Annotated in this window: 17 protein-coding genes and 2 pseudogenes; 15 read left to right on the top strand and 4 right to left on the bottom strand. The window is 39.2% G+C overall.

Annotation, left to right across the window (positions count from 1 at the left end):
• Nucleotides 1-10 precede the first annotated feature (10 nt).
• The 4 genes and pseudogenes from purM (at nt 11) to purD (ending at nt 4,430) form a co-directional block, all read left to right on the top strand.
• Nucleotides 11-1,045 (top strand): phosphoribosylformylglycinamidine cyclo-ligase, encoded by a 1,035-nt coding sequence (gene purM, locus J7E67_RS13495; RefSeq protein ID WP_214732072.1) that lies wholly within the window; start codon nt 11-13, stop codon nt 1,043-1,045.
• Nucleotides 1,046-1,047: 2 nt separating this feature from the next.
• Complete coding sequence (gene purN, locus J7E67_RS13490; protein WP_214732071.1) at nt 1,048-1,626, top strand: phosphoribosylglycinamide formyltransferase; 579 nt, start codon at nt 1,048-1,050, stop codon at nt 1,624-1,626.
• Nucleotides 1,623-3,154 (top strand): annotated as a pseudogene (gene purH, locus J7E67_RS13485) (bifunctional phosphoribosylaminoimidazolecarboxamide formyltransferase/IMP cyclohydrolase). Before purN ends, purH begins: the two are co-directional and overlap by 4 nt.
• 13 nt (nt 3,155-3,167) lie before the next feature.
• Nucleotides 3,168-4,430 carry a phosphoribosylamine--glycine ligase gene (gene purD, locus J7E67_RS13480; protein WP_214732070.1) on the top strand — a complete coding sequence of 421 codons (1,263 nt, stop codon included), beginning with the start codon at nt 3,168-3,170 and terminating at the stop codon, nt 4,428-4,430.
• A gap of 459 nt (nt 4,431-4,889) precedes the next feature.
• Here the strand turns inward: purD and gltC are convergent, their stop codons facing one another.
• Nucleotides 4,890-5,792, bottom strand: a complete 903-nt coding sequence (gene gltC / locus J7E67_RS13475; protein WP_214732069.1) for a glutamate biosynthesis transcriptional regulator GltC — start codon at nt 5,790-5,792, stop codon at nt 4,890-4,892.
• A 128-nt stretch (nt 5,793-5,920) separates the two neighbouring features.
• Here gltC and gltB point away from each other — a divergent pair, with 128 nt between their 5' ends.
• Together gltB and gltD are read left to right on the top strand one after the other, a co-directional pair.
• Nucleotides 5,921-10,471 carry a glutamate synthase large subunit gene (gene gltB / locus J7E67_RS13470; protein WP_214732068.1) on the top strand — a complete coding sequence of 1,517 codons (4,551 nt, stop codon included), beginning with the start codon at nt 5,921-5,923 and terminating at the stop codon, nt 10,469-10,471.
• Between the two features lie 16 nt (nt 10,472-10,487).
• A complete protein-coding gene (gene gltD / locus J7E67_RS13465) occupies nt 10,488-11,972 on the top strand; it encodes a glutamate synthase small subunit (protein WP_214719181.1) in 1,485 nt (494 codons plus the stop codon).
• Between the two features lie 289 nt (nt 11,973-12,261).
• On the opposite strand, the gene J7E67_RS13460 is transcribed toward gltD, so the two are convergent.
• Nucleotides 12,262-13,266, bottom strand: coding sequence for a DUF3231 family protein (locus J7E67_RS13460; protein WP_214732067.1), 1,005 nt, complete (start codon nt 13,264-13,266; stop codon nt 12,262-12,264).
• Between the two features lie 236 nt (nt 13,267-13,502).
• On the opposite strand from J7E67_RS13460, the gene J7E67_RS13455 reads away from it, so the two are divergent.
• The 7 genes and pseudogenes from J7E67_RS13455 to J7E67_RS13425 all read left to right on the top strand — a co-directional run bounded on the left by J7E67_RS13455 (nt 13,503) and on the right by J7E67_RS13425 (nt 19,477).
• Entirely contained in the window at nt 13,503-13,922 is a 420-nt protein-coding gene (locus J7E67_RS13455) for an RrF2 family transcriptional regulator (RefSeq protein ID WP_214719185.1), read from the top strand.
• A gap of 119 nt (nt 13,923-14,041) precedes the next feature.
• Nucleotides 14,042-14,434, top strand: coding sequence for an IDEAL domain-containing protein (locus J7E67_RS13450; protein WP_214732066.1), 393 nt, complete (start codon nt 14,042-14,044; stop codon nt 14,432-14,434).
• A 222-nt stretch (nt 14,435-14,656) separates the two neighbouring features.
• Nucleotides 14,657-14,971, top strand: a complete 315-nt coding sequence (gene trxA / locus J7E67_RS13445) for a thioredoxin (RefSeq protein ID WP_214719188.1) — start codon at nt 14,657-14,659, stop codon at nt 14,969-14,971.
• A 108-nt stretch (nt 14,972-15,079) separates the two neighbouring features.
• Complete coding sequence (locus tag J7E67_RS13440) at nt 15,080-16,204, top strand: NADH-dependent flavin oxidoreductase (protein ID WP_214732064.1); 1,125 nt, start codon at nt 15,080-15,082, stop codon at nt 16,202-16,204.
• Between the two features lie 144 nt (nt 16,205-16,348).
• Complete coding sequence (locus J7E67_RS13435) at nt 16,349-16,669, top strand: ribonuclease E inhibitor RraB (protein ID WP_214719191.1); 321 nt, start codon at nt 16,349-16,351, stop codon at nt 16,667-16,669.
• Nucleotides 16,670-17,005: 336 nt separating this feature from the next.
• A complete protein-coding gene (locus tag J7E67_RS13430) occupies nt 17,006-18,001 on the top strand; it encodes a hypothetical protein (RefSeq protein ID WP_214732062.1) in 996 nt (331 codons plus the stop codon).
• A 472-nt stretch (nt 18,002-18,473) separates the two neighbouring features.
• Nucleotides 18,474-19,477, top strand: a pseudogene (locus J7E67_RS13425) (ABC transporter substrate-binding protein).
• 182 nt (nt 19,478-19,659) lie between these two features.
• Here the strand turns inward: J7E67_RS13425 and J7E67_RS13420 are convergent.
• A complete protein-coding gene (locus J7E67_RS13420; RefSeq protein WP_214732060.1) occupies nt 19,660-19,902 on the bottom strand; it encodes a glutaredoxin family protein in 243 nt (80 codons plus the stop codon).
• A 564-nt stretch (nt 19,903-20,466) separates the two neighbouring features.
• Between J7E67_RS13420 and sstT the strand changes: the two genes are divergently transcribed.
• Together sstT and glnA are read left to right on the top strand one after the other, a co-directional pair.
• Nucleotides 20,467-21,693, top strand: a complete 1,227-nt coding sequence (gene sstT, locus J7E67_RS13415; RefSeq protein WP_374223926.1) for a serine/threonine transporter SstT — start codon at nt 20,467-20,469, stop codon at nt 21,691-21,693.
• Between the two features lie 341 nt (nt 21,694-22,034).
• Complete coding sequence (gene glnA / locus J7E67_RS13410) at nt 22,035-23,399, top strand: type I glutamate--ammonia ligase (protein ID WP_214732058.1); 1,365 nt, start codon at nt 22,035-22,037, stop codon at nt 23,397-23,399.
• 139 nt (nt 23,400-23,538) lie between these two features.
• Here glnA and J7E67_RS13405 read toward each other — a convergent pair.
• The coding region (locus J7E67_RS13405) for a site-specific integrase (protein ID WP_214732057.1) at nt 23,539-24,092 on the bottom strand (554 nt) is incomplete at its 5' end.

Below are 24,092 nucleotides of genomic sequence, written 5' to 3'. Positions count from 1 at the left end.
AGAGAAACGAATGAGTGATGCGTACCGCCAAGCTGGGGTCAATATCGATGCGGGAAATGAAGCCGTTGAACGAATGAAAAAACATGTAAAAAAAACCTTCCGTCCAGAGGTTTTAACGGGATTAGGAGGGTTTGGGGCTCTATTTAAACCAGATTTAACGAAGATGGAAGAACCTGTTTTTGTTTCTGGTACGGATGGAGTAGGGACCAAATTGAAAATTGCTTTTGCCATGAACAAGCATGATACGATTGGAATCGATGCGGTTGCCATGTGTGTGAATGACGTTATCGTCCAAGGGGCCGAGCCGCTTTTTTTTCTAGATTATTTAGCCTGTGGTAAGATCATCCCGGAAAAAATTGAAGCCATAGTTAAAGGGATTGCAGATGGTTGTGTGCAGGCGGGGTGTTCACTAATTGGCGGGGAAACTGCCGAGATGCCGGGAATGTATCAGGACGAGGAATATGATATTGCAGGCTTTACCGTTGGTATGGTAGATCAAAAACATGTCATTGATGGTTCGCAAGTAAAAGAAGGTCAAGTTCTAATTGGTTTAGCTTCAAGTGGAGTACATAGCAATGGTTTTTCACTTGTCCGAAAAGTTCTATTGGAGGATGCTAAGTTCTCATTAGGTGACTATGTGGATGAATTGGGGGCTGAACTGGGAAGTGTATTGCTTGAACCAACCAAAATTTATGTAAAATCCATCCTTTCAACTGTAAGAAAATATACTGTCTATGGTCTTGTTCATGTAACGGGAGGAGGTTTTTATGATAATATTCCACGAATTCTTCCAAAAGGCTTTCAAGCCGAAATTAAGGAGGGATCTTGGAAAGTCCCAGGAATTTTTTCCTTTATCCAAAAATCAGGCGATATTTCAGATTATGATATGTTCCGAACCTTTAATATGGGAATCGGAATGATATTAGTTGTAGATTCTGCAGAAACCACGGCAATTATCGAGCACCTGCAAACGTTGGGTGAGGATGCCTACGTAATTGGTACAGTGCAAAAAGGTACTGAAGACGTCGTATTCAAGAAGGAGTAAATATGAAGATTGCAGTTTTTGCTTCTGGTACGGGTTCTAATTTTGCGGCGATTATAGAATCCATTCATTCGAAAAAAATCAAAAACGTTGAAGTGGTTTTACTGGTCAGTGACCGTCCTGAAGCCCTTGCAGTCCAGAAAGCAAGGGATGAACGGATTCCGGTGTTTACTTTTATGGCCAAGGACTATCCAAACAAACAGGCTTATGAAGAAGAGATCCTTAAAAAGTTAACACAACTGGACGTTGATTTTATCGTACTGGCCGGATATATGCGACTGCTAGGTCATGTCTTACTCCAGGCTTACGATCGGAAAATAATCAATGTCCACCCGTCCTTATTGCCAGCATTCGCAGGAAAAGATGCCATTGGTCAAGCACTGGATTATGGGGTAAAGGTGACCGGTGTCACGGTCCATTATGTCGACGAAGGAATGGATACAGGGCCTATTATCGCCCAGCTAACAGTCACAATCGATTCGGATGAGACAAGAGAAACATTAATCAAAAAGATTCAGGAGCAAGAGCACACATTATTTCCGGAAGTGATCCAGAGCCTGGCGAATAAGGAGGTTGTAAAATGAGAAGGGCCCTGAAAAGTGTTTCAGATAAAACGGGAATCTTGGAATTTGCACAGGAATTACAAGCACTCGGAGTGGAAATTATCTCAACTGGCGGTACGGCAAAGCTGCTTGCTGAAAAAGGTGTAAAGGTAACTGGAATATCTGAGGTTACTGGTTTTCCAGAAATATTAGATGGTCGTGTAAAAACACTTCATCCCAATATTCATAGTGGCCTTTTAGCCATATGAGATAAGGCAGAACATCGTAAGCAAATTGAAGAGCTGGGCATTCAGCCGATAGATTTGGTGGTGGTGAATTTATATCCCTTTAGAGAAACGATTGCGAAACCCAATGTTACCTATGAAGATGCAATCGAAAACATTGATATCGGCGGTCCGACTATGCTGCGTTCAGCAGCTAAAAATCATGCTTTTGTTACCGTTGTTGTGGATGCTCAGGATTATCCAATCATTCTGACTGAAATGAAAAATGGGGATGTGAACATAGATACAAAAAGAAGGTTAGCGGCGAAAGTGTTTCGTCATACTGCGGCCTAAGATTCCTAAATTTCCAATTATTTAACGAATCAAGTGGGAGAAGAGTGGCCGGAGCAATATACCGTTACATTCGAGAAAGCACAAGACCTGCGATACGGAGAGAACCCTCATCAAAAAGCGGCATACTACCGAAAACCATTAACAAAATCAGGAACTCTATCAACAGCTGAACAATTACACGGAAAAGAATTATCTTACAATAATATCAATGATGATGATGCGGCTTTAAAATTAGTAAAAGAATTTGTTCAACCAGCAGTCGTAGCGGTAAAACATACCAATCCATGCGGAGTAGGTATCGGAAAGACAATCCTTGAGGCGTATCAAAAGGCTTATGAATCCGATCCTGTATCGATTTTTGGCGGAATCATTGCCGCAAATCGTAAAATTGATAGGCCAACAGCTGAAAGGATGAAAGAAATATTTCTTGAAATCATTATGGCGCCTGATTTTGATGAAGAGGCATTGGAAGTGTTGAAGGAGAAGAAAAACCTCCGCTTGCTTCGAGTCGCCGAGTTAAAAATGGACTCGCAACCAGAACGGCAGCTTTCCTCTGTTTCTGGAGGAGTACTAGTTCAGGAAGAAGATGTAAAGCAAATTAGTTCGAAGGATCTTCATGTAGTTACCGAAAGAAAGCCTACGGAAGAAGAGGTGGAACAGCTTCTTTTTGCCTGGAAAGTGGTGAAACATGTGAAGTCCAATGCAATTGTGCTGACAAAGGATTTTCAAACAATTGGCGTTGGTGCTGGTCAAATGAATCGGGTAGGTTCAGCGAAAATAGCCATCGAGCAAGGGGAGATAAAGCAATTGGTTCCTTCCTTGCTTCCGATGCATTTTTTCCGATGTCAGACACGGTCGAAGAAGCTGCTAAGTCAGGTATTACCGCCATCATTCAACCAGGTGGATCGATTCGGGATGAAGAATCGATTGAAGCAGCAAATAAGCATGGAATCGCCATGGTGTTTACGGGCATAAGACATTTTAAACACTAGGAGGTAAGACTAAATGAAGGTGTTAGTCGTAGGGGGAGGCGGACGTGAACATGCAATTGTTTGGAAACTGTCGCAAAGTCCTAAAATTAAAAAAATGTATTGTGCTCCTGGCAATCCTGGAATTGCAGAATTAGCAGAATGCGTTTCGATAGCTGTTTCAGAAATTGAGAAATTGGCGGATTTTGCCAAAAAGGAACAAATAGACCTTACTTTTGTTGGACCAGAAGAGCCTCTCTCATTGGGTATTGTTAATTATTTTAAAGAGCAGGGATTACCAGTATATGGCCCTTCAAAGGAAGCGGCAATGATAGAGGGAAGTAAGGAGTTCGCTAAAGAATTAATGATGAAGTATGAGATTCCGACAGCTAAATATGCTTCTTTTTCAAACTACGAGGAGGCACTTACCTATGTTCGCAGTGAAGGAGCACCAATCGTTATCAAAGCGGATGGCTTAGCTGCAGGAAAAGGCGTGGTTGTAGCAAAAAAACTGGAGGAAGCTGAGAAAGCGCTTAAAAGTATGCTAAAGGAAGTTACGTTTGGTTCGGCAGGTGCGAGGGTGGTAGTGGAGGAATATCTTGAGGGAGAAGAAATGACCCTGCTTGCTTTTGTGAATGGGACGGTTGTGAAGCCAATGGTTCCAGCTCAAGATCATAAGCCAGTGTATGATGATGACAAAGGACCAAACACTGGTGGAATGGGAACGTACGCTCCTTTACCGCATATTAATTCATCAATGGTTGAGCGGGTAATCGAAGATATTGTCCAACCAACTGCAAAAGCGATGGCAGCGGAAGGTTGTCCTTTTGAAGGGATTCTTTATACGGGTTTGATGCTGACAAAAGAGGGTCCAAAGGTCATTGAATACAATGCACGCTTTGGCGATCCGGAAACACAAGTAGTTCTTCCACTGCTCGAAACAGATTTACTTGATATCTTGCTGGCAAGTCTCACTGGAGAATTAGAAAATGTAGAGGTGAAATGGAAAGAAAAGTCCGCTGTTTGCGTCATTATGTCTTCTGCTGGCTATCCGGGCCCATACGAAAAGGGCCAAGTAATTAACGGATTGGACCAAATAGCTTATCCGACAATCGTCTTCCATGCCGGTACAACGCAAGAGAAAGGCGCGATTGTAACTAATGGCGGACGAGTTCTAGGAATTACTGCGATTGGAGAAAATCTAGGACAAGCAAGGGAATTAGCTTACCAATCAGTAGAAAAAGTATCTTTTACAGGTGCTCATTACCGAACAGATATAGGATCTAAGGCATTCCGTTAACTATTATTAGCAGCTTCATAAGCGGGCCCTTATGAAGGACAAATCTATTGTTCCTTCGGCGACTTTTGTCCTTCATGGCTCTTATGAAGGACAAATCTAATGTTGCTGTGACGACTTTTGTCCTTCATGGCCTCTATGAAGGACAAATCTAATGTTCCTTCGGCGATTTTTGTCCTTCATGGCCTCTATGAAGGACAAATCTATTGTTCCCTCGGCGACTTTTATCCTTCATGGCCTCTATGAAGGACAAATCTAATGTTGCTGCGACAACTTTTGACCTTCATACGGCTTATGATTGATAAATCTCTTGATCCTGTGACCACATAAAAAGGGAGATGGGTATAATGTCCACCCCACATAAACAAATGAACATAAGTGTCTTTTTACGGTGCCTGACACCGAAAATGACACCGAAAATGACACTGAAAATAACACTGAAAATAAAACCGAAAATCCAATCTATTGAAACTGCTCTAATACGCGGAAAAAATCAATCGCGAATTGGTAAAAGAGATTTTCGGAGGGTGCTAGGTCTCTAATTTTTGGTGTGATTAGGCCAACTGTTCTTTTGACTTGAGGGGAATCAATCGGTATTTTTACTGTAAACCGTGGAATGGAGTCATGAACGGTGCTTTCTGGTAAGAGGCATACCCCGATGCCTGCTGAAACTAGTCCCTTTAATGCATCTAAATCCTCTCCCTCTGAGGTGATATTTGGTACAAATCCTGCTTCTTTGCATGCCTCTACTGCAATTTTTTGGAGAATATACCCTTTTGGGAATGAAACAAAGGAATCGTTTCGTAACTCACCTAGATCTAACCTCTTTCGGTCGGCAAGTGAATGGTTTGCAGGAAGCAAAGCAGAAATGTTTTCGGTAAATAAAATCTTTGCTTCAATATCAGGATCTTTGGTTGGGACGGGGCCAATAAACGCTAGATCAATTTCTCCATTTTTAACGGCATCAATTAAGTATTGATAGGAGCCCTGACGCAAATGGAAAACAACGTTTGGTTGTTTTGTTCTAAAAGCAGAGATAACCGTTGGAAGCCAATAGCTGGCTAAACTTGTTGGATATCCAATTTTAATGGTGCCGGATTGAGGATCTAAATACTCATCAATCTTTTCTTTTGCCTCATCAAGAAATTTTATCGCCTTTTTTATATGAGTTAAAAAGATCATTCCAATCTGGGTTAACTTAATATTCCTTCCGGTTCGTTCAAATAGACGAACACCGAGTTCATCTTCAAGCTTGGCAATCTGAAAACTTACCGCGGATTGGGCTACATTTAGATTTTCAGCCGCTTCTGTTACATGTTGGCGTTCAGCTACCTCCATAAAATATCGTAATTGACGCAATTCCACCTTAATTTCCTCCATTCATATTAAAACAAGATTGATTTAATCTTAATTATATATTGTTTATATGTATATTAAAACTTAAAATTACTTCATACTGATTTATCGGAAAATTAAGAACGGGGGAGATAATAATGACATTTCATCAACTACCAAAGGCACAAGGTCTCTACCGCCCTGAATATGAACATGATGCATGTGGAATTGGATTATATGCCCACATTAAAGGGCATGCATCTCATGAGATTGTAAAAAAAGGACTAAGCATGCTTTGTAAACTAGACCACCGCGGGGGACAGGGAAGTGATCCATTTACAGGAGATGGCGCCGGGCTCATGGTCCAGATTCCAGATAGCTTTTTTCGCAAAGCCCTCCAGAACGTCCAATTACCTGAAAAAGGTCGCTACGGGGTAGGGATGCTTTTTTTCTCAAATAATGATTCTGAAAGAGAAAAAATAGAATCGTATATCAATAAATTGGTTGAACAAGAAGGTCAGACGGTTCTCGGATGGAGGACTGTGCCTGTCAATACAGAAACAATCGGAGAAACAGCCAAGAAAAGCCGCCCGTTCATCCGCCAAGTATTTATCGGAGCAAACGAGGAACTGTTGGATGAATTATCTTTTGAGCGTAAATTATATATCATTAGAAAACAATCAGAACAGTGGGCTAAGGAATCTGAATTAAGTTTTTATTTTGCCAGCCTTTCAAGCAGAACCATTGTATATAAAGGGTTATTAACACCGGAACAGGTAAACAGATTTTATCTAGATTTACAGGATGAGAGTTTTGTATCGGCTTTCGCTTTAGTGCATTCCCGCTTTAGTACAAATACGTTCCCTAGCTGGGAAAGAGCTCATCCAAACCGCTACCTGATCCATAATGGGGAAATTAATACACTTCGCGGTAATGTCCATTGGATGAAGGCGCGTGAAAAGCAATTTGTGTCGGAAGCATTTGGTGAGGACCTGCAAAAGGTGCTCCCACTCTTAGATACAGATGGAAGTGACTCTTCGATTTTGGATAACGCACTTGAATTCTTGGTGTTAGCTGGCCGGAAACCTGCTCACGCTGCGATGATGCTGATACCTGAACCATGGTCAGAAAACCCGCATATGACAAAGGAAAAGAGAGCTTTTTACGAATATCATAGCTGTCTGATGGAACCTTGGGATGGTCCAACAGCTATTTCCTTTACGGATGGAAAACAAATTGGGGCAATATTAGATCGTAACGGCCTTCGTCCGGCTCGTTATTACGTTACTGATGATGATTATATTATTTTTTCATCAGAGGTTGGCGTCATCGATGTCGAACCCGAGAAAATAATATATAAAGAACGTTTAAGCCCAGGCAAAATGCTATTGATTGATTTAGAAGAAGGCCGAATTATTTCGGATGAAGAAGTAAAATCCGAGATGGCTGAAGCTCTTCCTTATCAACAATGGTTAGATGAGCAACTGGTTCGATTAAATGATGATGGACAAAACGAAGAAGAGGTTCTATCGGATTTACTAGTTCGCCAGAAATCATTTGGCTACACATACGAAGATATTTCAAAATATCTAGTTCCTGTTGTGAGCGAAGGGAAAGATCCAATTGGAGCAATGGGAAATGATATGCCATTAGCGGTTTTATCTGACCGTGCTCAATCCTTGTTTAACTACTTCAAGCAACTATTTGCCCAAGTAACCAATCCGCCAATTGATTCACTTCGTGAAGAGATTGTCACATCGACGATGACATTATTAGGGGCGGAAGGAAATATATTGAATCCTTCAGAATTAAACTGCCGCCGAATTCAGCTGGATACACCGGTAATTACCAATAGTCAACTGGAACAGCTAAAATCATTGGATTCAGTTGATTTTAAGAGTAAGGTAATTGACATTCTGTTCACTGAAGATATCGAAGGCAGTCTTGATAAGATTTGCCAAGAGGCGGATGCTGCCATCTCTGAAGGTGTAAGTCTATTAATCTTATCTGATCGTAACATGAATCAAAAGGAAGCAGCGATTCCTTCATTATTGGCTGCAAGCGCCCTTCATCAGCATCTGATTCGTGAAGGCAGCAGAACGAAAGCAAGCATCATTATTGAATCAGGGGAAGTACGTGAAGTTCATCATTTGGCCGCTTTAATTGGCTATGGTGTTGATGCCATCAATCCGTATCTTGCCTTCGCAACATATAAGCAGGCTATTTTAGATGGAAGCTTACCGTTCACATATGAGGAAGCAGTAAGCAAGTATGTAAAAGGAATGACTGAGGGCGTTGTAAAAGTCATGTCCAAAATGGGAATTTCAACCGTCCAAAGCTATCGCGGTGCGCAAATTTTTGAAGCAGTTGGAATTAGTGGAGATGTCATTGAACGTTACTTTACTGGAACAGTTTCTCAGCTTGGCGGTATCAGTTTAGATACGATTGCTGAAGAAGCGAAGATGCTCCATACTGCTGCATTTGCGGGTTCTTATGATCAAACATTAGATTCAGGAAGTAATTTCCAGTGGAGAAAAACAGGGGAACATCACGCGTTTAACCCTGGAACCATTCATACCCTGCAATGGGCTTGTCGTAAAGGCGATTACGAATTATTTAAAAAGTATTCCAAGCTAGCAAATGAAGAGAGAATTGGATTCTTACGGAATTTGTTCTTATTTGATGAATCGAGAAAGTCTTTACCAATAGAGGAAGTAGAAACAGTCGATTCCATTGTTCGACGTTTTAAAACAGGAGCAATGTCATTTGGATCCATTAGTAAGGAAGCCCATGAAACATTGGCGATTGCGATGAATCGCTTAGGAGGAAAAAGCAACTCGGGTGAAGGCGGGGAAGATTCAAGCCGCTTTATCTTGGATGAAAATGGCGATAATCGCCGAAGTGCTGTGAAGCAAATTGCTTCAGGCCGTTTCGGAGTGAAAAGTCACTATCTTGTCAATGCTGATGAGCTTCAAATTAAAATGGCACAAGGGGCAAAGCCAGGTGAAGGCGGACAGCTGCCTGGGAACAAAGTTTACCCATGGGTGGCCGATGTTCGTGGTTCTACACCAGGAGTCGGGCTGATTTCGCCGCCGCCGCACCATGATATCTACTCGATTGAAGACTTGGCACAGCTGATTCACGATTTAAAAAATGCCAATCGGGATGCCCGAATCAGCGTTAAGCTCGTATCTAAGGGCGGAGTAGGAACGATTGCGGCAGGTGTTGCGAAAGGTGCAGCTGATGTTATTGTAATCAGTGGTTATGACGGCGGAACAGGAGCATCACCAAAAACCAGTATCCAACATACGGGATTACCATGGGAGCTTGGACTTGCCGAAGCACACCAAACATTAATGCTTAATGGCTTGCGTGAACGTGTTGTCCTTGAGACAGACGGTAAATTAATGACTGGAAAAGATGTCGTAATGGCTGCGTTATTTGGGGCAGAAGAGTTTGGTTTTGCGACTGCCCCGCTTGTCGTGCTCGGATGTGTCATGATGCGCGTATGTCACTTAGATACTTGCCCGGTTGGAATTGCTACACAAAATCCGGAGCTTCGTAAAAAGTTCACAGGAGAAGCTGATTACATCGTAAACTATATGCGTTTTGTTGCCCAAGAAGTACGTGAACTAATGGCTGAGCTTGGCTTTAGAACGGTTGATGAAATGGTAGGCCGTACAGATGTTCTGAAAATGAGTGACCGTGCAAAAGCACACTGGAAAGCAAAGGATCTAGATTTAACTCCATTGCTGCATCAACCTGAAGGAGTTCGTACGTTCAAGACTCCACAAAATCATAAAATTGATGATTCACTTGATATTCAAAAAATCTTGCCGGCGGTTCAACAAGCATTACAAGATCGAATTCCAGTGGATGCGAGCTTCCCGATTTCGAATGTGAATCGTGTCGTTGGAACAATCGTCGGAAGTGAGGTATCGAAGCGTTACGGTGAAGAGGGGCTTCCTGAAAATACGATTACCCTAAGATTTACTGGATCTGCAGGTCAAAGCTTCGGTGCCTTTGTTCCGAAAGGCGTGACATTAGAGATTTCGGGTGACGTAAACGATTTCCTTGGAAAAGGCTTATCGGGCGGAAAGTTGATTGTGAAAGCAGACGAATCTTCAAAACTATCGGCAGGCGAAAATGTAATCGCTGGAAATGTTGCCTTATATGGTGCGACAAGCGGTGAAGCGTATATAAATGGACGTGCAGGTGAACGATTTGCAGTCCGTAATAGCGGTGTGAACGTCGTGGTCGAAGGAATTGGTGACCATGGCTGTGAATATATGACTGGTGGACGTGTCGTTATTTTAGGTGATGTCGGCAAAAACTTTGCTGCCGGGATGTCTGGCGGAATTGCGTACGTATTAGCTGATGATCAAGATGCCTTTAAGAAGTTATGTAACCAAGAGATGATTGAAATTGAGTCCTTAACGAAAAACGATGAGAATGAGCTTAAGCAATTGATTCAAACTCATTTCTATAATACGAACAGTGTGAAAGCAAGCTGTGTTCTAGAAAACTGGGAAAATCATGTGAGAAAATTTAACAAAGTCATTCCAAAGGACTATAAACGCATGTTGGAGCAAATTCAGAAGCAAAAGGAAGCAGGTTTAACAGAAGAAGACGCAATAATGAGTGCGTTTTTGGCCAATTCCTCCAAACAGAAAAATACACCTAAACAGCCAGAAGCTGTACTACGCTAAGAAAGGGGAGAGGAAGATGGGAAAAGCAACAGGATTTATGGAATACAACCGAGAAAAAGGAAAAGAACGAAATCCCCTTACGCGTTTAAGCGACTGGAAAGAGTATTCAGTTCCTTTCTCAGATGAAACATTAAGCAGACAAGGAGCACGGTGCATGGATTGTGCCACTCCTTTCTGCCATATAGGAATGGAAATTCAAGGAGCAACATCAGGCTGTCCGATTCATAATCTTATTCCAGAGTGGAATGATTTGGTTTATCGTGGCCGTTGGAAAGAAGCGCTCGATCGTTTGCTAAAAACGAATAATTTCCCTGAGTTCACAGGGCGAGTTTGTCCAGCTCCGTGTGAAGGTTCATGTACGTTGGCTATTACTGATCCAGCGGTAACGATTAAAAACATTGAGCAGGCAATTATCGATAAAGGTTTTGAAAATGGCTGGATCACGCCTCGTATTCCAGTTTCACGGACCGGGAAGAAAGTAGCGATTATCGGTTCCGGCCCCGCTGGATTAGCCAGTGCCGATCAACTTAACCAAGCAGGTCACTCGGTAACGGTTTTTGAACGTTCAGACCGTCCAGGTGGATTACTTATGTACGGCATTCCAAATATGAAGCTTGATAAAGAAGTGGTAGAGCGGAGAATTAGCTTGTTACGTCAAGAAGGTATTGATTTTGTCACCAATACTGAGGTTGGAAAGGATATTACTGCCGAAGATTTGCAAGCACAATTCGATACTGTAATTCTTTGCACTGGCGCTCAGAAACAGCGTGATCTTGTAATTGAAGGCCGATCTGCGAAGGGAATCCATTTTGCGATGGAGTACCTGAGCAAATCGACAAAGAGTCTTTTGGATTCTAACTTTGAAGATGGCCAGTTTATTACTACTGAAGGCAAGGACGTCATTGTCATTGGCGGAGGCGACACCGGAGCTGACTGCGTAGCTACAGCCCTTCGCCAAAAATGCCGTAGTGTGGTTCAGTTTGGTAAACACCCGCAGTTACCTGAGACTCGTACTTCAGGAAATCTGTGGCCTGCCTACCCCAATGTTTTTACAATGGATTATGCTTATAAAGAGGCAGAAGCAAAGTTTGGTGAAGATCCACGTCAGTATTCTATCCAAACCAAGAAAATTGTAGCGGATGAAAACGGCAACCTTAAAGAACTTCATACCATCCAAATGGAAAAATTGAGAGACGATGAAGGTCGGTTCTATTTTAAAGAAATACCAGGTACAGAAAAAGTATGGCCCGCTCAATTTGTGTTTATTGCGATTGGATTTGAGGGAACGGAGCAGCCGCTTTTAAGCCAATTTGGTGTAAAAGCTGCCAATCAAAAGATCGAAGCAGCATACGGTGAGTACAGAACAAACGTAGAAAGTGTATTTGCTGCGGGAGATGCAAGAAGAGGGCAAAGCCTTATTGTCTGGGCTATCAACGAAGGCCGTCAGGTTGCACATGAAGTGGACCGTTATTTGATGGGAAAATCCTTATTACCTAAATAAATGTCGAGTTCGATAGTAGACCTGATTCATATCATTATTGAGTCAGGTCTCTTTTTTATGAGTTAAAGTATAAGTTCCTGCGGAACAGATACAAAATAATTAACGAATGATTATTATTTAAAAATAAATTAATGTTCGTATTTAAATTTATTTCTCTATTGAGATATCTATGATTAATACGTTATTATATTGAAAAAGCAAACAATAAGGAGTGGATCAAATGTTTGGAACCTCAAATAGAAAAAAACTAGCCTTTTTTAAGGTTAGTTTTGCTGTTCTCAAAAAACAATTATTTGGTTAATTGATTTCGATCCTCTATCTGTGGTGGTTCTTCCATCCAGCCATTTTTGATCATAATCTTTCCCCCATCTTGAGCAAAAGTGAAAATATTTTTTGCGTTAAAAGCCATTTTAGCCGGCAAGTCACTCCGTAAACAAAATCCAGTGCCTAATGCATTACTTCCGAGCCCAAATGAAGCTAACAAATTGGTATTGTACATCATCAATTTGTCAGAAAATGGCGCGGCTTTTGACGTTGTTGCTTTACCAGCATGAGTAGCTGGGGGCTCAATATAACTTTGGCGTAAGAATTCACCTAAATCTATTTCGATTTTTTTGGACAATTCCATTCCTTTGGCAAGATATTTTTGAACCTCTTTATCAGAAGCAACTTGAGCGAATCCAATCATTAATTGCATCCCTACAAGATTAGTTTCAATTGCATGATGGATAAGAGAAACTTCAACAGTATTCAGGGATCTAGTTTCACTAAACCAATTAAACCCATCCATATAATTTTTCTCCTGTACAAAATTTACCTGTTTTGGCATTGATACAAAAGGTGGACGTACCAGTACCCCTTTTTCTAAAAGGAATTGAGTTGCTTGGCTGTTCATTGATTGTGATGCAGCTGTCATTCCGATAAATAAATCATCAATATCCTTTCGATAGGACATGCCTGTGAAAAGTGCATAAAGGCTCATTTCCACTTTAGTCATCAAATGTAGATACATAATATCGTACATAAAATCAAATAACTTTGGAACGCTTTTATATACATCGTTTTCTGTAAAACCAATTGGAATTACTGCGCCTTCTTGTTGAAAAATAATTTTAATCATCTCAATGTTTTTGGCGGCACCATTATAATGCGACTGTAACAGTTGTTTTCCTTCAGGATCGGAGTGCTCGATAAAATGTTCCAATACTCTAAGCATCATGGTTTTTTCTTGATAAGCCATCCACAAATTTGCTAATTCTGATGAGGTAATAGGTGCTTGGCTCGAAGTCGTCATGCTAAACCCCCCTAGTTTTATTATTATAATGTAACCATTAGGAAATTATTTTATGAAATGCTACAGTGTGCTTCTTCTAAATAATGAATAAAATTTATCCTGCAGAAACTAAATTTTTTGATTGCCAAAAACAAATGGGCTATAGTGGAAATTATTAATATGGAGTTATTTTTTGTTGACTTTATAAACTGTAAATATTAAAATTACATTAATCTTCTTGAGGAGGAAGCATTAAAGTGAATAGTGATTTTACAATAGCCGTCCATAGTTTAGTCTATTTAGCATATTTACCAGATCATATGGCTAGCAGTGAGTCGATCGCTACCAATGTTTGTACAAACGCGGCACGGATTCGCAAGATCATGAGTTGTTTGCGAAATCATGGATTTGTTAAGACAAAAGAAGGTATCGGCGGTGGCTATATTCTCGACTGTAACTCTCAAGAGGTATCATTGGCAGATATTTATCGTATAGTTTCACGAGGAAGCCTAAAACCAAACTGGTGCACAGGTGATCCGGAGCAAAAATGTGTGATATCGTCTAATACCCAGGTGATTATGGATCAAATTTTCAATGATGCTGAATTGTATTTTGAAAAATATTTAGAGAATATTACTCTTAGTACTGTTTTAGAAAAAATTAAACGTTGCACATGATTTAGTTTTTTCTTTCATGTATTCTGTATATTATTTTATTACAGTATGACGCGATATTGATGATATACTTTTTTTAAAAACCAAACTGTAACTTTTTTTATAACATTTAAGGGGTGTAGATGACGATGGCCGATAACAATCGATTTGAAAATGGGGATTGGGTACATGGAAGGTCAAAAGATGGAGAACTGATTCAAGGGTATGTTGAAACCGTAGACTCTCACAAAGAAATTCTACAAGTAAATGTGGTCGACAGTGACAATGAAAAAGCGATTGGAAAATCGATTTGGATCCTAAATAAACGGGCTGAAAAGCTGCCAGAGTTAACAGGTAGAAATGAAAGTGAGCTTTTAGCTTTAATAGATTTAGCTTTACTTTTTAAAGATGAGCAGTGGTTTAAGGAATTATCGGCGAAATTAGCATCTAGTAAAAAAATTCCAAAAGTGAATAACAAGAAATCTGAATATAAAATCAGTGGAAACAGAATTAGGGATTTAGATGCAAAAAGGTAATTATTAAATATTTGTCTGAGAGAACAATAAAGTTTTTTAAAAATATAGCTATGTTAAACTTGTATGTTGATTTCCGCTCCAGGCGCTCGCTTTCCGCGGGCGGTCCGGGAGCCTCTTTTTCCGCAGGAGTCTCGCGCCTTCCGCTCCAATCAACATAGTGCCAAAATCCACAATGAGCCTTAACAGAGCCAAAAATATAAAATTAAATTGGAGGAAAAAATAATGGCTATTTCACACGTAACAGATCAAACTTTTGCTTCAGAAATGAAAGAGGGATTGGTGTTAGTAGATTTTTGGGCTCCGTGGTGCGGCCCTTGTAAAATGGTTGCACCTGTGTTGGAGGAAATCGATGCTGAAATCGGTGATAAAGTTGGGATTATCAAACTTAATGTAGATGAGAACCCAGAAACAACACGGGCATTTGGCGTCATGAGCATTCCAACGTTGATTCTTTTCAAAGACGGTGTTGAAGTAGATAAGGTTATCGGCTTCCAACCAAAAGAAGCTTTGACAGAATTAATTGTAAAGCACACTTAATATGTTAGGAATTTGCCTTGAACGAAACGGTAAACTATAGGATGAAGTTGTAGATTGGGTAAAGTAATTTCCAATTTAACATTAATGAACAAGGTGGAGGAGTAAAGCATGATGAATTTAAAATATGCACCATTATTTGAGTCATTTACGATAGGAAAGGGGATTCAAATAAAAAATCGCATTGTCATGGCACCAATGACCAATTTCTCATCAAATCCTGATGGGACCGTCTCAGATGCGGAGGTCAAGTATTATGAAAGGCGATCCAATGGCGTCGGAATGGTCATTACAGCATGTACCTATGTGACCAGGAATGGTAAAGGATTTCATGGTGAATTTGGTGGAGACCGTGATGAAATGATACCAAGTTTGCGTCGTCTAGCATCAGCGATTAAAGAGAAGGGGGCGAAAGCGATTTTGCAAATCTTCCATGGCGGCCGCCAGGTTCCACCTGAATTAGTAGATGGTGATGTGGTAAGTGCTAGTGCAGTTCCTTCAGAAGGTAAAGGAAAACCTGTACCCCGGGCATTGACTGAAACAGAGATCGAATCCATTATTCGCGATTTTGGAGAAACCACTCGACGAGCCATTGAAGCAGGTTATGATGGTGTTGAATTACATGGTGCCAATGGGTACCTGATTCAGCAATTCTTTTCCCCTCATTCTAATCGTCGTGTAGACCGATGGGGTGGGACTCTTGAAAAACGTCTAACTTTTCCTCTAGCGGTTATTGATGAAGTAAAGAGAGTTGTTGCTGAATATGGGAAGGAGCCTTTCTTGGTTGGCTATCGTTTTTCCCCTGAGGAACCTGAAACACCTGGGATCACTATGGCTGACACACTTGCACTAATAGATACACTTGCAGAAAAAGACCTTGATTACCTTCATGTTTCATTGCAGGATTTCAGATCAACACCTAAACGGGGAGTTGAGGATACACGTTCACGTCTTGAAATCATTCAGGAGCTTGTAGGTGACCGAGTTCCAGTAATCGGTGTCGGTTCAATTTATACAGCTGATGATGCCTTAAAAGCATACGAAACAGGAGTCCCTTTAATCGCATTGGCACGTGAACTAATTATTGATCCTGAGTGGGTGCAAAAAGTGGAACAAGGTAGAGAATCTGAGATTGTCACCAAAATAAATAAGAATCATCAGCACGAACTGGAAGTACCAGATCCCCTCTGGAAGGCCATTATTCATTCGCCTGGATGGTTTCCGGGAGTAGAATAGAGCAGTTAATTACTTGCTAAACGAATAAGAGTAGCTTATCTAATTTGGATAAAATAAGTATCCGGTCAGCTTTCTGGTTTGTCGAAAAGAAATAAGTGAATTATAATGACAACAATGAATGTACTAGAATTTGGAGGAAAAAGAATGAAATTTCCTAATGATGCTGATGGAGATGCTTTACGAAGTCTATATAAAGAGGGATTAGATTTTAAAAAACAACAATCAGTGGAATTTTTTGTTGCTGTGCCTGATCAAACAACAGGAGAAAAATTAACACAAGTACTAAAAGAAGAAGGATTCAATTGTTTCTTAGATCAAGACGACGAAACTGACGAGTGGGCATGTTGTTGCTCTAAAAGAATGCTATTAAATTATAATGAATTAATTAAAATACAGAATAATTTAAATAACTTAAGCAAACCACATGGTGGTTATTCTGACGGTTGGGGAGTTTTTGTAGACTAAAAGGATTGAGATAGGTATTCTTGTGTTTAGCGCCTGGTGTGAAAATAGTCGATCCCCTTTGAGGGAAATATAATATAAACTTGATCGGACGTGTTGCTGCATGTTCGGTCTTTTAATTTTAATCCTTATCATGCTTCAATTAAATCCAACTAGTCAAAAAAAGAAAACAAAAGTTGACTTGATAGTTTACGTTAGATAGTTCCTCGCATATGCGATGGACCAATTCCTTTTGTGAAATATTTCACAAAAAGTTCAATTATAGGACGGATATGATAATGATTTATCATGTATATTATCACTATAGTCATGTTGTTTATAATACTAGGGGGATTACTAATGAAAAAGATATTTCAGATACTATTAACACTAGGGCTTATTATGACACCTTTTTTTGCACAGGCACATGTGAAATGGTTCACAAAAGTAGTGCCACATAAGGAGTCTATTGAACATATATTATCACCGGTGTTTATATTTTTAACTCTAGTTGCGGCTATTGTTTTAGCTGCATTAACCTTGATCATTCCGAAAATGGCTGAATGGGGACCAATGAAAAAAATGGAGGATCGTCTATCCAGTCTAAGAAAGTATTCTAGATACTTATTAAAATATGGGACCGCCATTGCATTGATAATTCAAATGATAAATGGAACGTTATTTGCTCCTGAGTTTCACATAAGTAGTACTTTCATTACTATATTAGCGTGGGTGACCATTGGATTTTTATTGATTCCTCATCATATTTCAACAAAAATCGGTGCTTCTATTCTATTAGGATTATTTATTTATGTAACGATCCATCATGGCATTTTTTATATGTTAGACTATGGTTTTTATGTAGCCATTATTGGTGTCTTATTGGTAGGGAGTACAAAGCTGGAGAAGGCAGGGTTCCCATTTCTCTATTTAGGGACAGGGTTATCACTGAGCTGGGTAGCCGTCGAAAAATGGGTTTATCCAGGTATGGCATTGGATATTGTCACTAACCATCATGTGCCTACATTTGGCTTTGAACCAAGTTTGTTTGTTGTGATGGCGGCGTTCATCGAATTTATTGTAGGTTATTTATTAGTTGTTGGTATTTTAAATCGAGTACTTGGTTTTGTGGTAACAGGAATTTTTATCTCAACCACAATGCTCTTTGGATTGACAGAAGTCATCGGCCATTTCATGATTCACGTTGTTTTAATCATCTTTATTATAGAGGGTGTTTCATTCTATAATCCGCCAATTAAAATGCATAAAACAAAAGTTGATCAATTTATCTTTGTATTTTTAAACTTCATTTTTGTGCTGGCGACCTTTTTATTGATCTACTATCGTTTCGCATAAGGATTTTTGTAGAATGTAAGCTAGATTAAATGAGGAACGAGTGGAAATTTTAAATAACATAAATAAATGAAAAAGACCTTGGCCCAATCAGCTATTTAGGTTGGTCCAAGAGCTTTTTTTTGTATTCATTTATAAAAGTCCTAAAAAAACATAATAAAAAGTTGATTTGTGCACGTTGCGAGTCAGCCTTCTTTTTCTTATATTCTATGTGGAGAATTGTGCAGACACTCCAGCAATTGGATTGTGACTTGTTCTTGTTTTGGTATCAAGAATAAATTTCCTTGTTATTAATATGTTAATCACTATAAAACGTCTTACACTTAAAATTACTATTGTCCCACACTTACTATACGTGGTAAAATCTGAATATTATAAATTTATTACAAAAATTTACGATAGTAAGGAGACTGCTTCATTTATTGTTCATCAGTAGAATACATAAATAGTTGAGTAATTTTAGGAGGATCAATGGATGAAAAAGAGTTTAGCACTATTTTTGTTTGGAGTGTTATTGTTGCTTTCGGCATGTGGAGGGGGAAGTAAGGAAACTGGCGGACAGACAAAGGACAAAAACGAGAAAGTGGTGAAAATAGGCATTACGCAAATTGTCGAGCATCCGTCACTTGATTCTGCACGAGAGGGTTTTATCGCGGCACTAAAGGATGCTGGCTATGAAGAAGGAAAGAACTTGAAGCTTGATTACCAAAATGCCCAGGGAGATATGAACAATAATATGTCTATTGCCCAAAAATTGGTTGCAGACAAGAATAACCTTATTTTGGCTATCGCCACCCCAAGTGCTCAGGCGGTGGTCAAGCAGACGAAGGATATTCCAATATTGTTTACCGCCATTACTGATCCAGTCGGGGCCGAACTTGTCAAAAGCCTGGAAAAGCCAGGCGGGAATGCGACAGGCACATCTGATACGCACCCAGATGCGATAAAGAATACGATTGCTGCAATTAAAACATTTATCCCCGATGCCAAGAAGGTAGGCATCATATATAACAATGGTGAACCCAACTCTGTTGTAAATGTTAAACACGCGAAAACCGCATTAGAGGCAGTAAGGCTGGAGGCGGTTGAAACAACCATAACTGCTAGTACCGAAGTAAAACAAGCAGCAGAGTCAATGGTAGGACGTGCGGACGTATTATACATTCCAAAGGACAACACCGTTGTTTCTGCCCTAGAATCGGTTATAACTGTTGCCAACGCCCAAAATATCCCAACCTTTGTCGGTGAAGGCGATTCTGTAAAACGTGGAACCTTCGCATCTTATGGATTTGACTATCACGATCTAGGCTACTCTACCGGTAAAATGCTGTGGAAATTCTCAAAGGAAAGAAACCTAACGAAATTCCAGTTGGCTTCCCGGAAAACCTTGAGCTGTTTATCAACAAAAAAGCAGCTAAGGAGGAAGGAATCACCTTAACAGAGGAGATGCTAAAGAACGGGAAGATAGTAGGAGAATAAAATCTACATTTATTTGTAACTGATAGGTTCCTTGGAAGGGAAATATATTTCTCAAAAAGCACTTGCTCGTATTAGTTTAAGGTTACCGTTTTGAGGTGCACGAATACAAATTGACTCACGAAATGGCATGCGAATTGACGCATGCCATTTTTTTGTTATATAACTTTAACTTATTACAGACATTAAACCCCAAATAATGCAGCGAATTTAGCTTGATCAAATCCTAGGATGACCTCTTCGCTATCTTCGTCTTTGATAATGGTTACTGGTGTAGCAGAAGCACCTAGTTCAATAAGTTCTTGCAGATATTGATCGTTTTTACGAATATCTTTTTCTTCGAACTCAATCCCATTTTCTTTTAACCATAGTTTTTCCGCATGACAAGGTGGGCACGTCTCTTGGGAATAAATAATCACTTTTTTCATTTTACGACCTCCACTTCATAATAGTTATTCTACACTGAATTCTCTTTTACTGTGTACATTTATATTCTTTAGTTCAATATTCAAAGGAATCTACATTTAATTAAACTCGAACATTTTTTAGTATTTTTTTATTAACGTTCGTGTTTTATCTTAAAATATTACTTGATTCATGCAAATTATTAAGTTAATATAGTCAAATAACAAACAATGTGAATGAGGTGGAAAATATCTTAATCTCAAGGAAAGAAGTGCGGAAGGATATTTCGTGAAAAATCATAGCTGTACACTTTGAATCAATACTATTACTCTTTTTATTTAAGCTGGATCATTTGAAAAGCAGTTCATCAGAGGGAACTCACATTTGAGAGCAGTGTTTTATTTTTATTATTTACTACATTTAACAAAAAATAATACTATTGTAATATGTCTAAATATTCATTATAATACTATTTGTTAGAGAATAGTTCAGTTGATTAAGTGGAGAGTGAACATGCACATCTAAATAGACAATGAATGTTGCAATATTATCTCAAACAAGTGGGGGAATATATCTTGAAAAAACTAATGAATAAGTGGAATCATATGAGTCTGGTAAAACAAATAATTGTAGGTTTGATTATTGGTATTATCCTGGCGGTTACGATCCCAGAAGTAGCAAAACCCATTGTGATATTAGGTTCTTTGTTTGTAGGGGCATTAAAAGCAATAGCACCAGTGCTGGTACTTTTCTTAGTTATGTCAGCCATCGCTCAACACAAGAGTGGTCACCAAACGAATATGAAGTCTATTATTTTCCTATACCTTCTAGGAACCTTTTTAGCTGGATTAGTAGCTGTTATTGTAAGCTTTATTTTTCCTGTAGGCTTAACACTTGCAAAGGGTGCTGAGGAGTTGGCGGCTCCTGGTGGTGTGGTAGAGGTACTCAAAGCATTACTGATGAACGTTGTGGATAACCCAGTGAAGGCCATTTTTAATGGGAACTATATCGGTATTTTAGCTTGGGCTATAGTCCTTGGTGTTGCTTTAAAAAATGCCCCGGATACGACAAAAACAATGATTTCTAATTTTTCAGATGCCGTATCCAAAGTAGTTACATGGGTCATTAAGTTTGCACCATTTGGAATCATGGGTCTAGTTATTGAGTCTATTACTACAAATGGAATTGAATCTTTACTTAGTTATGGAAAATTACTTTTAGTTTTGATTGGCTGCATGGTCTTTGTGGCACTTGTTGTTAATCCAATCATTGTCTTTGCGGCAATTCGTCAGAATCCATACCCGCTTGTATTTAAGTGCATAAAGGAAAGCGGTATTACAGCATTCTTTACACGCAGCTCGGCTGCAAACATTCCTGTCAATATGAGATTATGTGAAAAACTAGGATTAGATAGGGATACCTATTCTGTATCTATTCCACTTGGCGCCACCGTCAATATGGCTGGTGCAGCTGTTACGATTTCTGTTTTGACACTTGCAGCGGTTCATACATTAGGAATTCAAGTGGATATACCTACAGCAATCATCCTCAGCGTATTGTCCGCTGTATGTGCATGCGGTGCTTCAGGGGTTGCTGGCGGTTCCTTATTACTTATTCCTCTAGCATGCAGCTTATTCGGAATTCCAGCTGATGTGGCTATGCAGGTAGTTGGGGTAGGCTTTATCATCGGAGTTTTACAAGACTCTTTTGAAACAGCACTGAACTCATCCACAGACGTCCTATTCACAGCGACTGCTGAATTTAATAAGATGCGTAAAGAAGGAAAAGATATAGATATCCAAAAAGCATCATAATAAAGAGAAAACCCTCTATCAGCGGATAGAGGGTTTTCTCTTTATTGTATGTCGTATTTCTTAACCAAGAAAAATGGTCAACCTATTACATACTCTAATAGCTCGTGTCAGACATCTTTTTATAAGATCATTATGCATATTTTTGTATATTTATAAACCAAAAAACCCACGCAGATTGAAAAAACTTCCTTTTAATGCCTAAAAGATGAAAACGCTTACTAAAAAAACAGCATAAATATTCAAAAAATTTACTAAAAAAAGATTGTCAAACTATGCTTTTTAAAATATAATCTATTTATTGATGTAACAAAATATAACATGAAATTGCGAGGTAATATAACATGACGAAAACATTCATTTCAAACACACCTGCAGTTGCAACAACTTTAGAACTAATTAAAGAAACGATTAACGAAAAAAGTGTTGAACTATTACACTTGCAATTTGTCGACATAGAAGGGATCTTAAAGCACGTTACGGTAACAGTTGAGCAACTAGAAGATGTCGTAGAAGGTAAAATGATGTTTGATGGTTCTTCGATTAAAGGTTTTTCACCGATTAATAAATCGGACCTTTATCTTCAACCAGATTTAGCTACATTCGCAGTTCTTCCTTGGACAGTAGAAGAGGGATATGCAGAAGCACGCTTCTTATGTTCTGTAAAGAACCCAGACGGCTCACTTTTTGCTGGGGATACGAGAAATGTTCTCAAAAAAACAGTTGAACGTGCTGCTGATCAAGGGTACACGATTTCAGTTGGACCTGAGTTAGAATTTTTCCTTTTTAAAACAGATGAAAATGGATATGCAACGCAAGAACTCGGTGATAAAGCAGGTTATTTTGAGCCATCACCACATGATCTTGGCGAGCGCGTTCGTTTAGAAATCTACCGTGCCTTAAAAGCAATGGGCTTTACCATTGAAGCATCTCATCACGAAGTAGCAGAAGGACAACATGAAATTAACTTTAAATATGCTGATGCTTTAACGGCAGCAGACCTGTCAACAACATATAAATGGGTCGTGAAGACAGTTGCGAAGAAATTTGGATTGCACGCTACATTTATGCCAAAACCAGTATTTGGAATCAACGGTTCTGGTATGCATGTCAATATGTCATTCTTTGAAGGAAGCGAAAATGCCTTCTTTAATCCAGAAGATGAGTTACAATTATCGGAAAAAGCATACCAATTCATTGCAGGTGTCCTAGAAAACGTAAAGAGCTTTACGGCAGTCACAAACCCACTAGTAAACTCTTACAAGCGTTTAGTTCCAGGCTATGAAGCACCATGTTATATTGCTTGGTCTGCTTCTAACCGTTCAGCGCTAATTCGTATTCCAGCCAAGAAAGGTTTGGCGACACGTGTGGAATTACGCTGTCCAGATCCATCCGCAAACCCTTACTTAACGTTTGCAGTTATTGCTGCAGCAGGTTTAGATGGAATCGAACAAGGATTAGAAGCGCCAGCTCCAATTAATGAGGATATCTTCCATATGACGGAAGAGGAAAGAGCCTTCCTGGGTATTGATAACCTGCCTGGTAGCTTAGCAGAGTCAATCAAAGCATTAGAATCAGGTGAGATTGCTGCTAAAACACTAGGAGAGCATGTATACAGCGAGTATGTCTCATTGAAGAAATCAGAATGGGATAGCTACCGTACAAGTGTACATTCTTGGGAAATTGAGAACTACCATTCAAAATTCTAAGCTATTAAGTATTGATATAATAACATTTCTTAGTCGGTCAAATTTTTCATGAGTTTGACCGACTTTTATTTTGACCGACTGAAAAACAAACTTTGACCGACTAGCATTTTTGACGGACTTTTTTGACCGATATTCTAACCTATTCATCAAGAAGTTCGCTCATGTAATTTTCCAATTTTTCAATAGAAGTGTTTTTCATTTTATCGGTAATGTGAATGTAAAATTCATTCGTTGTACTTATATCTTCATGACCCAATCTTTCTGAAACTTCCTGTAAGGGCATACCAGCTTCTAAACACATAACAGTATGTGTGTCTCTTAAATCATGAATAGTAATTCTTTTACCTAATTTAGATTTTTCTAAAACTCTTTTCAAGGCATTAAAAAGAGTAGACTTTGGAATAAATTCTCCATTATCATAACAAAAAACTAAATCATATTTTTGTTTTTGTAAATCTTCATAATAGTGATATTCGTCACCATATATTTCCTTATTTTGGTCAGCGGGTTTTTTAAGGTCTTTTAATTCCTCTAAAAGTTTTTTATCAACTTTTATTTTTCTATAGGCTTTTTCAGTTTTAGGAGGTCCGATTCTATCTTTTTGAACTTCGTTTATTTGATGATGAAGCGTTTTATTTACATCAATAGAACCATCTTCAAAATCAATATCTTGTGTGACCGTCAAGTAGAATG

Source organism: Bacillus sp. ISL-46, from assembly GCF_018613205.1.
The sequence above is the reverse complement of the archived record's forward strand: the minus strand, read 5'-3'. Positions and strand labels throughout refer to the sequence as shown.

Excerpts from the sequence above, each read along its gene's own strand:
- J7E67_RS13450 (WP_214732066.1), top strand. The coding sequence starts at position 14,042 with ATGACGATGGCCGATAACAATCGATTTGAAAATGGGGATTGGGTACAT.
- gltB (WP_214732068.1), top strand. The coding sequence starts at position 5,921 with ATGACATTTCATCAACTACCAAAGGCACAAGGTCTCTACCGCCCTGAA.
- purD (WP_214732070.1), top strand. The coding sequence starts at position 3,168 with ATGAAGGTGTTAGTCGTAGGGGGAGGCGGACGTGAACATGCAATTGTT.
- J7E67_RS13440 (WP_214732064.1), top strand. The coding sequence starts at position 15,080 with ATGATGAATTTAAAATATGCACCATTATTTGAGTCATTTACGATAGGA.
- J7E67_RS13420 (WP_214732060.1), bottom strand. The coding sequence starts at position 19,902 with ATGAAAAAAGTGATTATTTATTCCCAAGAGACGTGCCCACCTTGTCAT.
- purM (WP_214732072.1), top strand. The coding sequence starts at position 11 with ATGAGTGATGCGTACCGCCAAGCTGGGGTCAATATCGATGCGGGAAAT.
- gltD (WP_214719181.1), top strand. The coding sequence starts at position 10,488 with ATGGGAAAAGCAACAGGATTTATGGAATACAACCGAGAAAAAGGAAAA.
- J7E67_RS13435 (WP_214719191.1), top strand. The coding sequence starts at position 16,349 with ATGAAATTTCCTAATGATGCTGATGGAGATGCTTTACGAAGTCTATAT.
- glnA (WP_214732058.1), top strand. The coding sequence starts at position 22,035 with ATGACGAAAACATTCATTTCAAACACACCTGCAGTTGCAACAACTTTA.
- J7E67_RS13460 (WP_214732067.1), bottom strand. The coding sequence starts at position 13,266 with ATGACGACTTCGAGCCAAGCACCTATTACCTCATCAGAATTAGCAAAT.
- sstT (WP_374223926.1), top strand. The coding sequence starts at position 20,467 with ATGAATAAGTGGAATCATATGAGTCTGGTAAAACAAATAATTGTAGGT.
- trxA (WP_214719188.1), top strand. The coding sequence starts at position 14,657 with ATGGCTATTTCACACGTAACAGATCAAACTTTTGCTTCAGAAATGAAA.
- purN (WP_214732071.1), top strand. The coding sequence starts at position 1,048 with ATGAAGATTGCAGTTTTTGCTTCTGGTACGGGTTCTAATTTTGCGGCG.
- J7E67_RS13430 (WP_214732062.1), top strand. The coding sequence starts at position 17,006 with ATGAAAAAGATATTTCAGATACTATTAACACTAGGGCTTATTATGACA.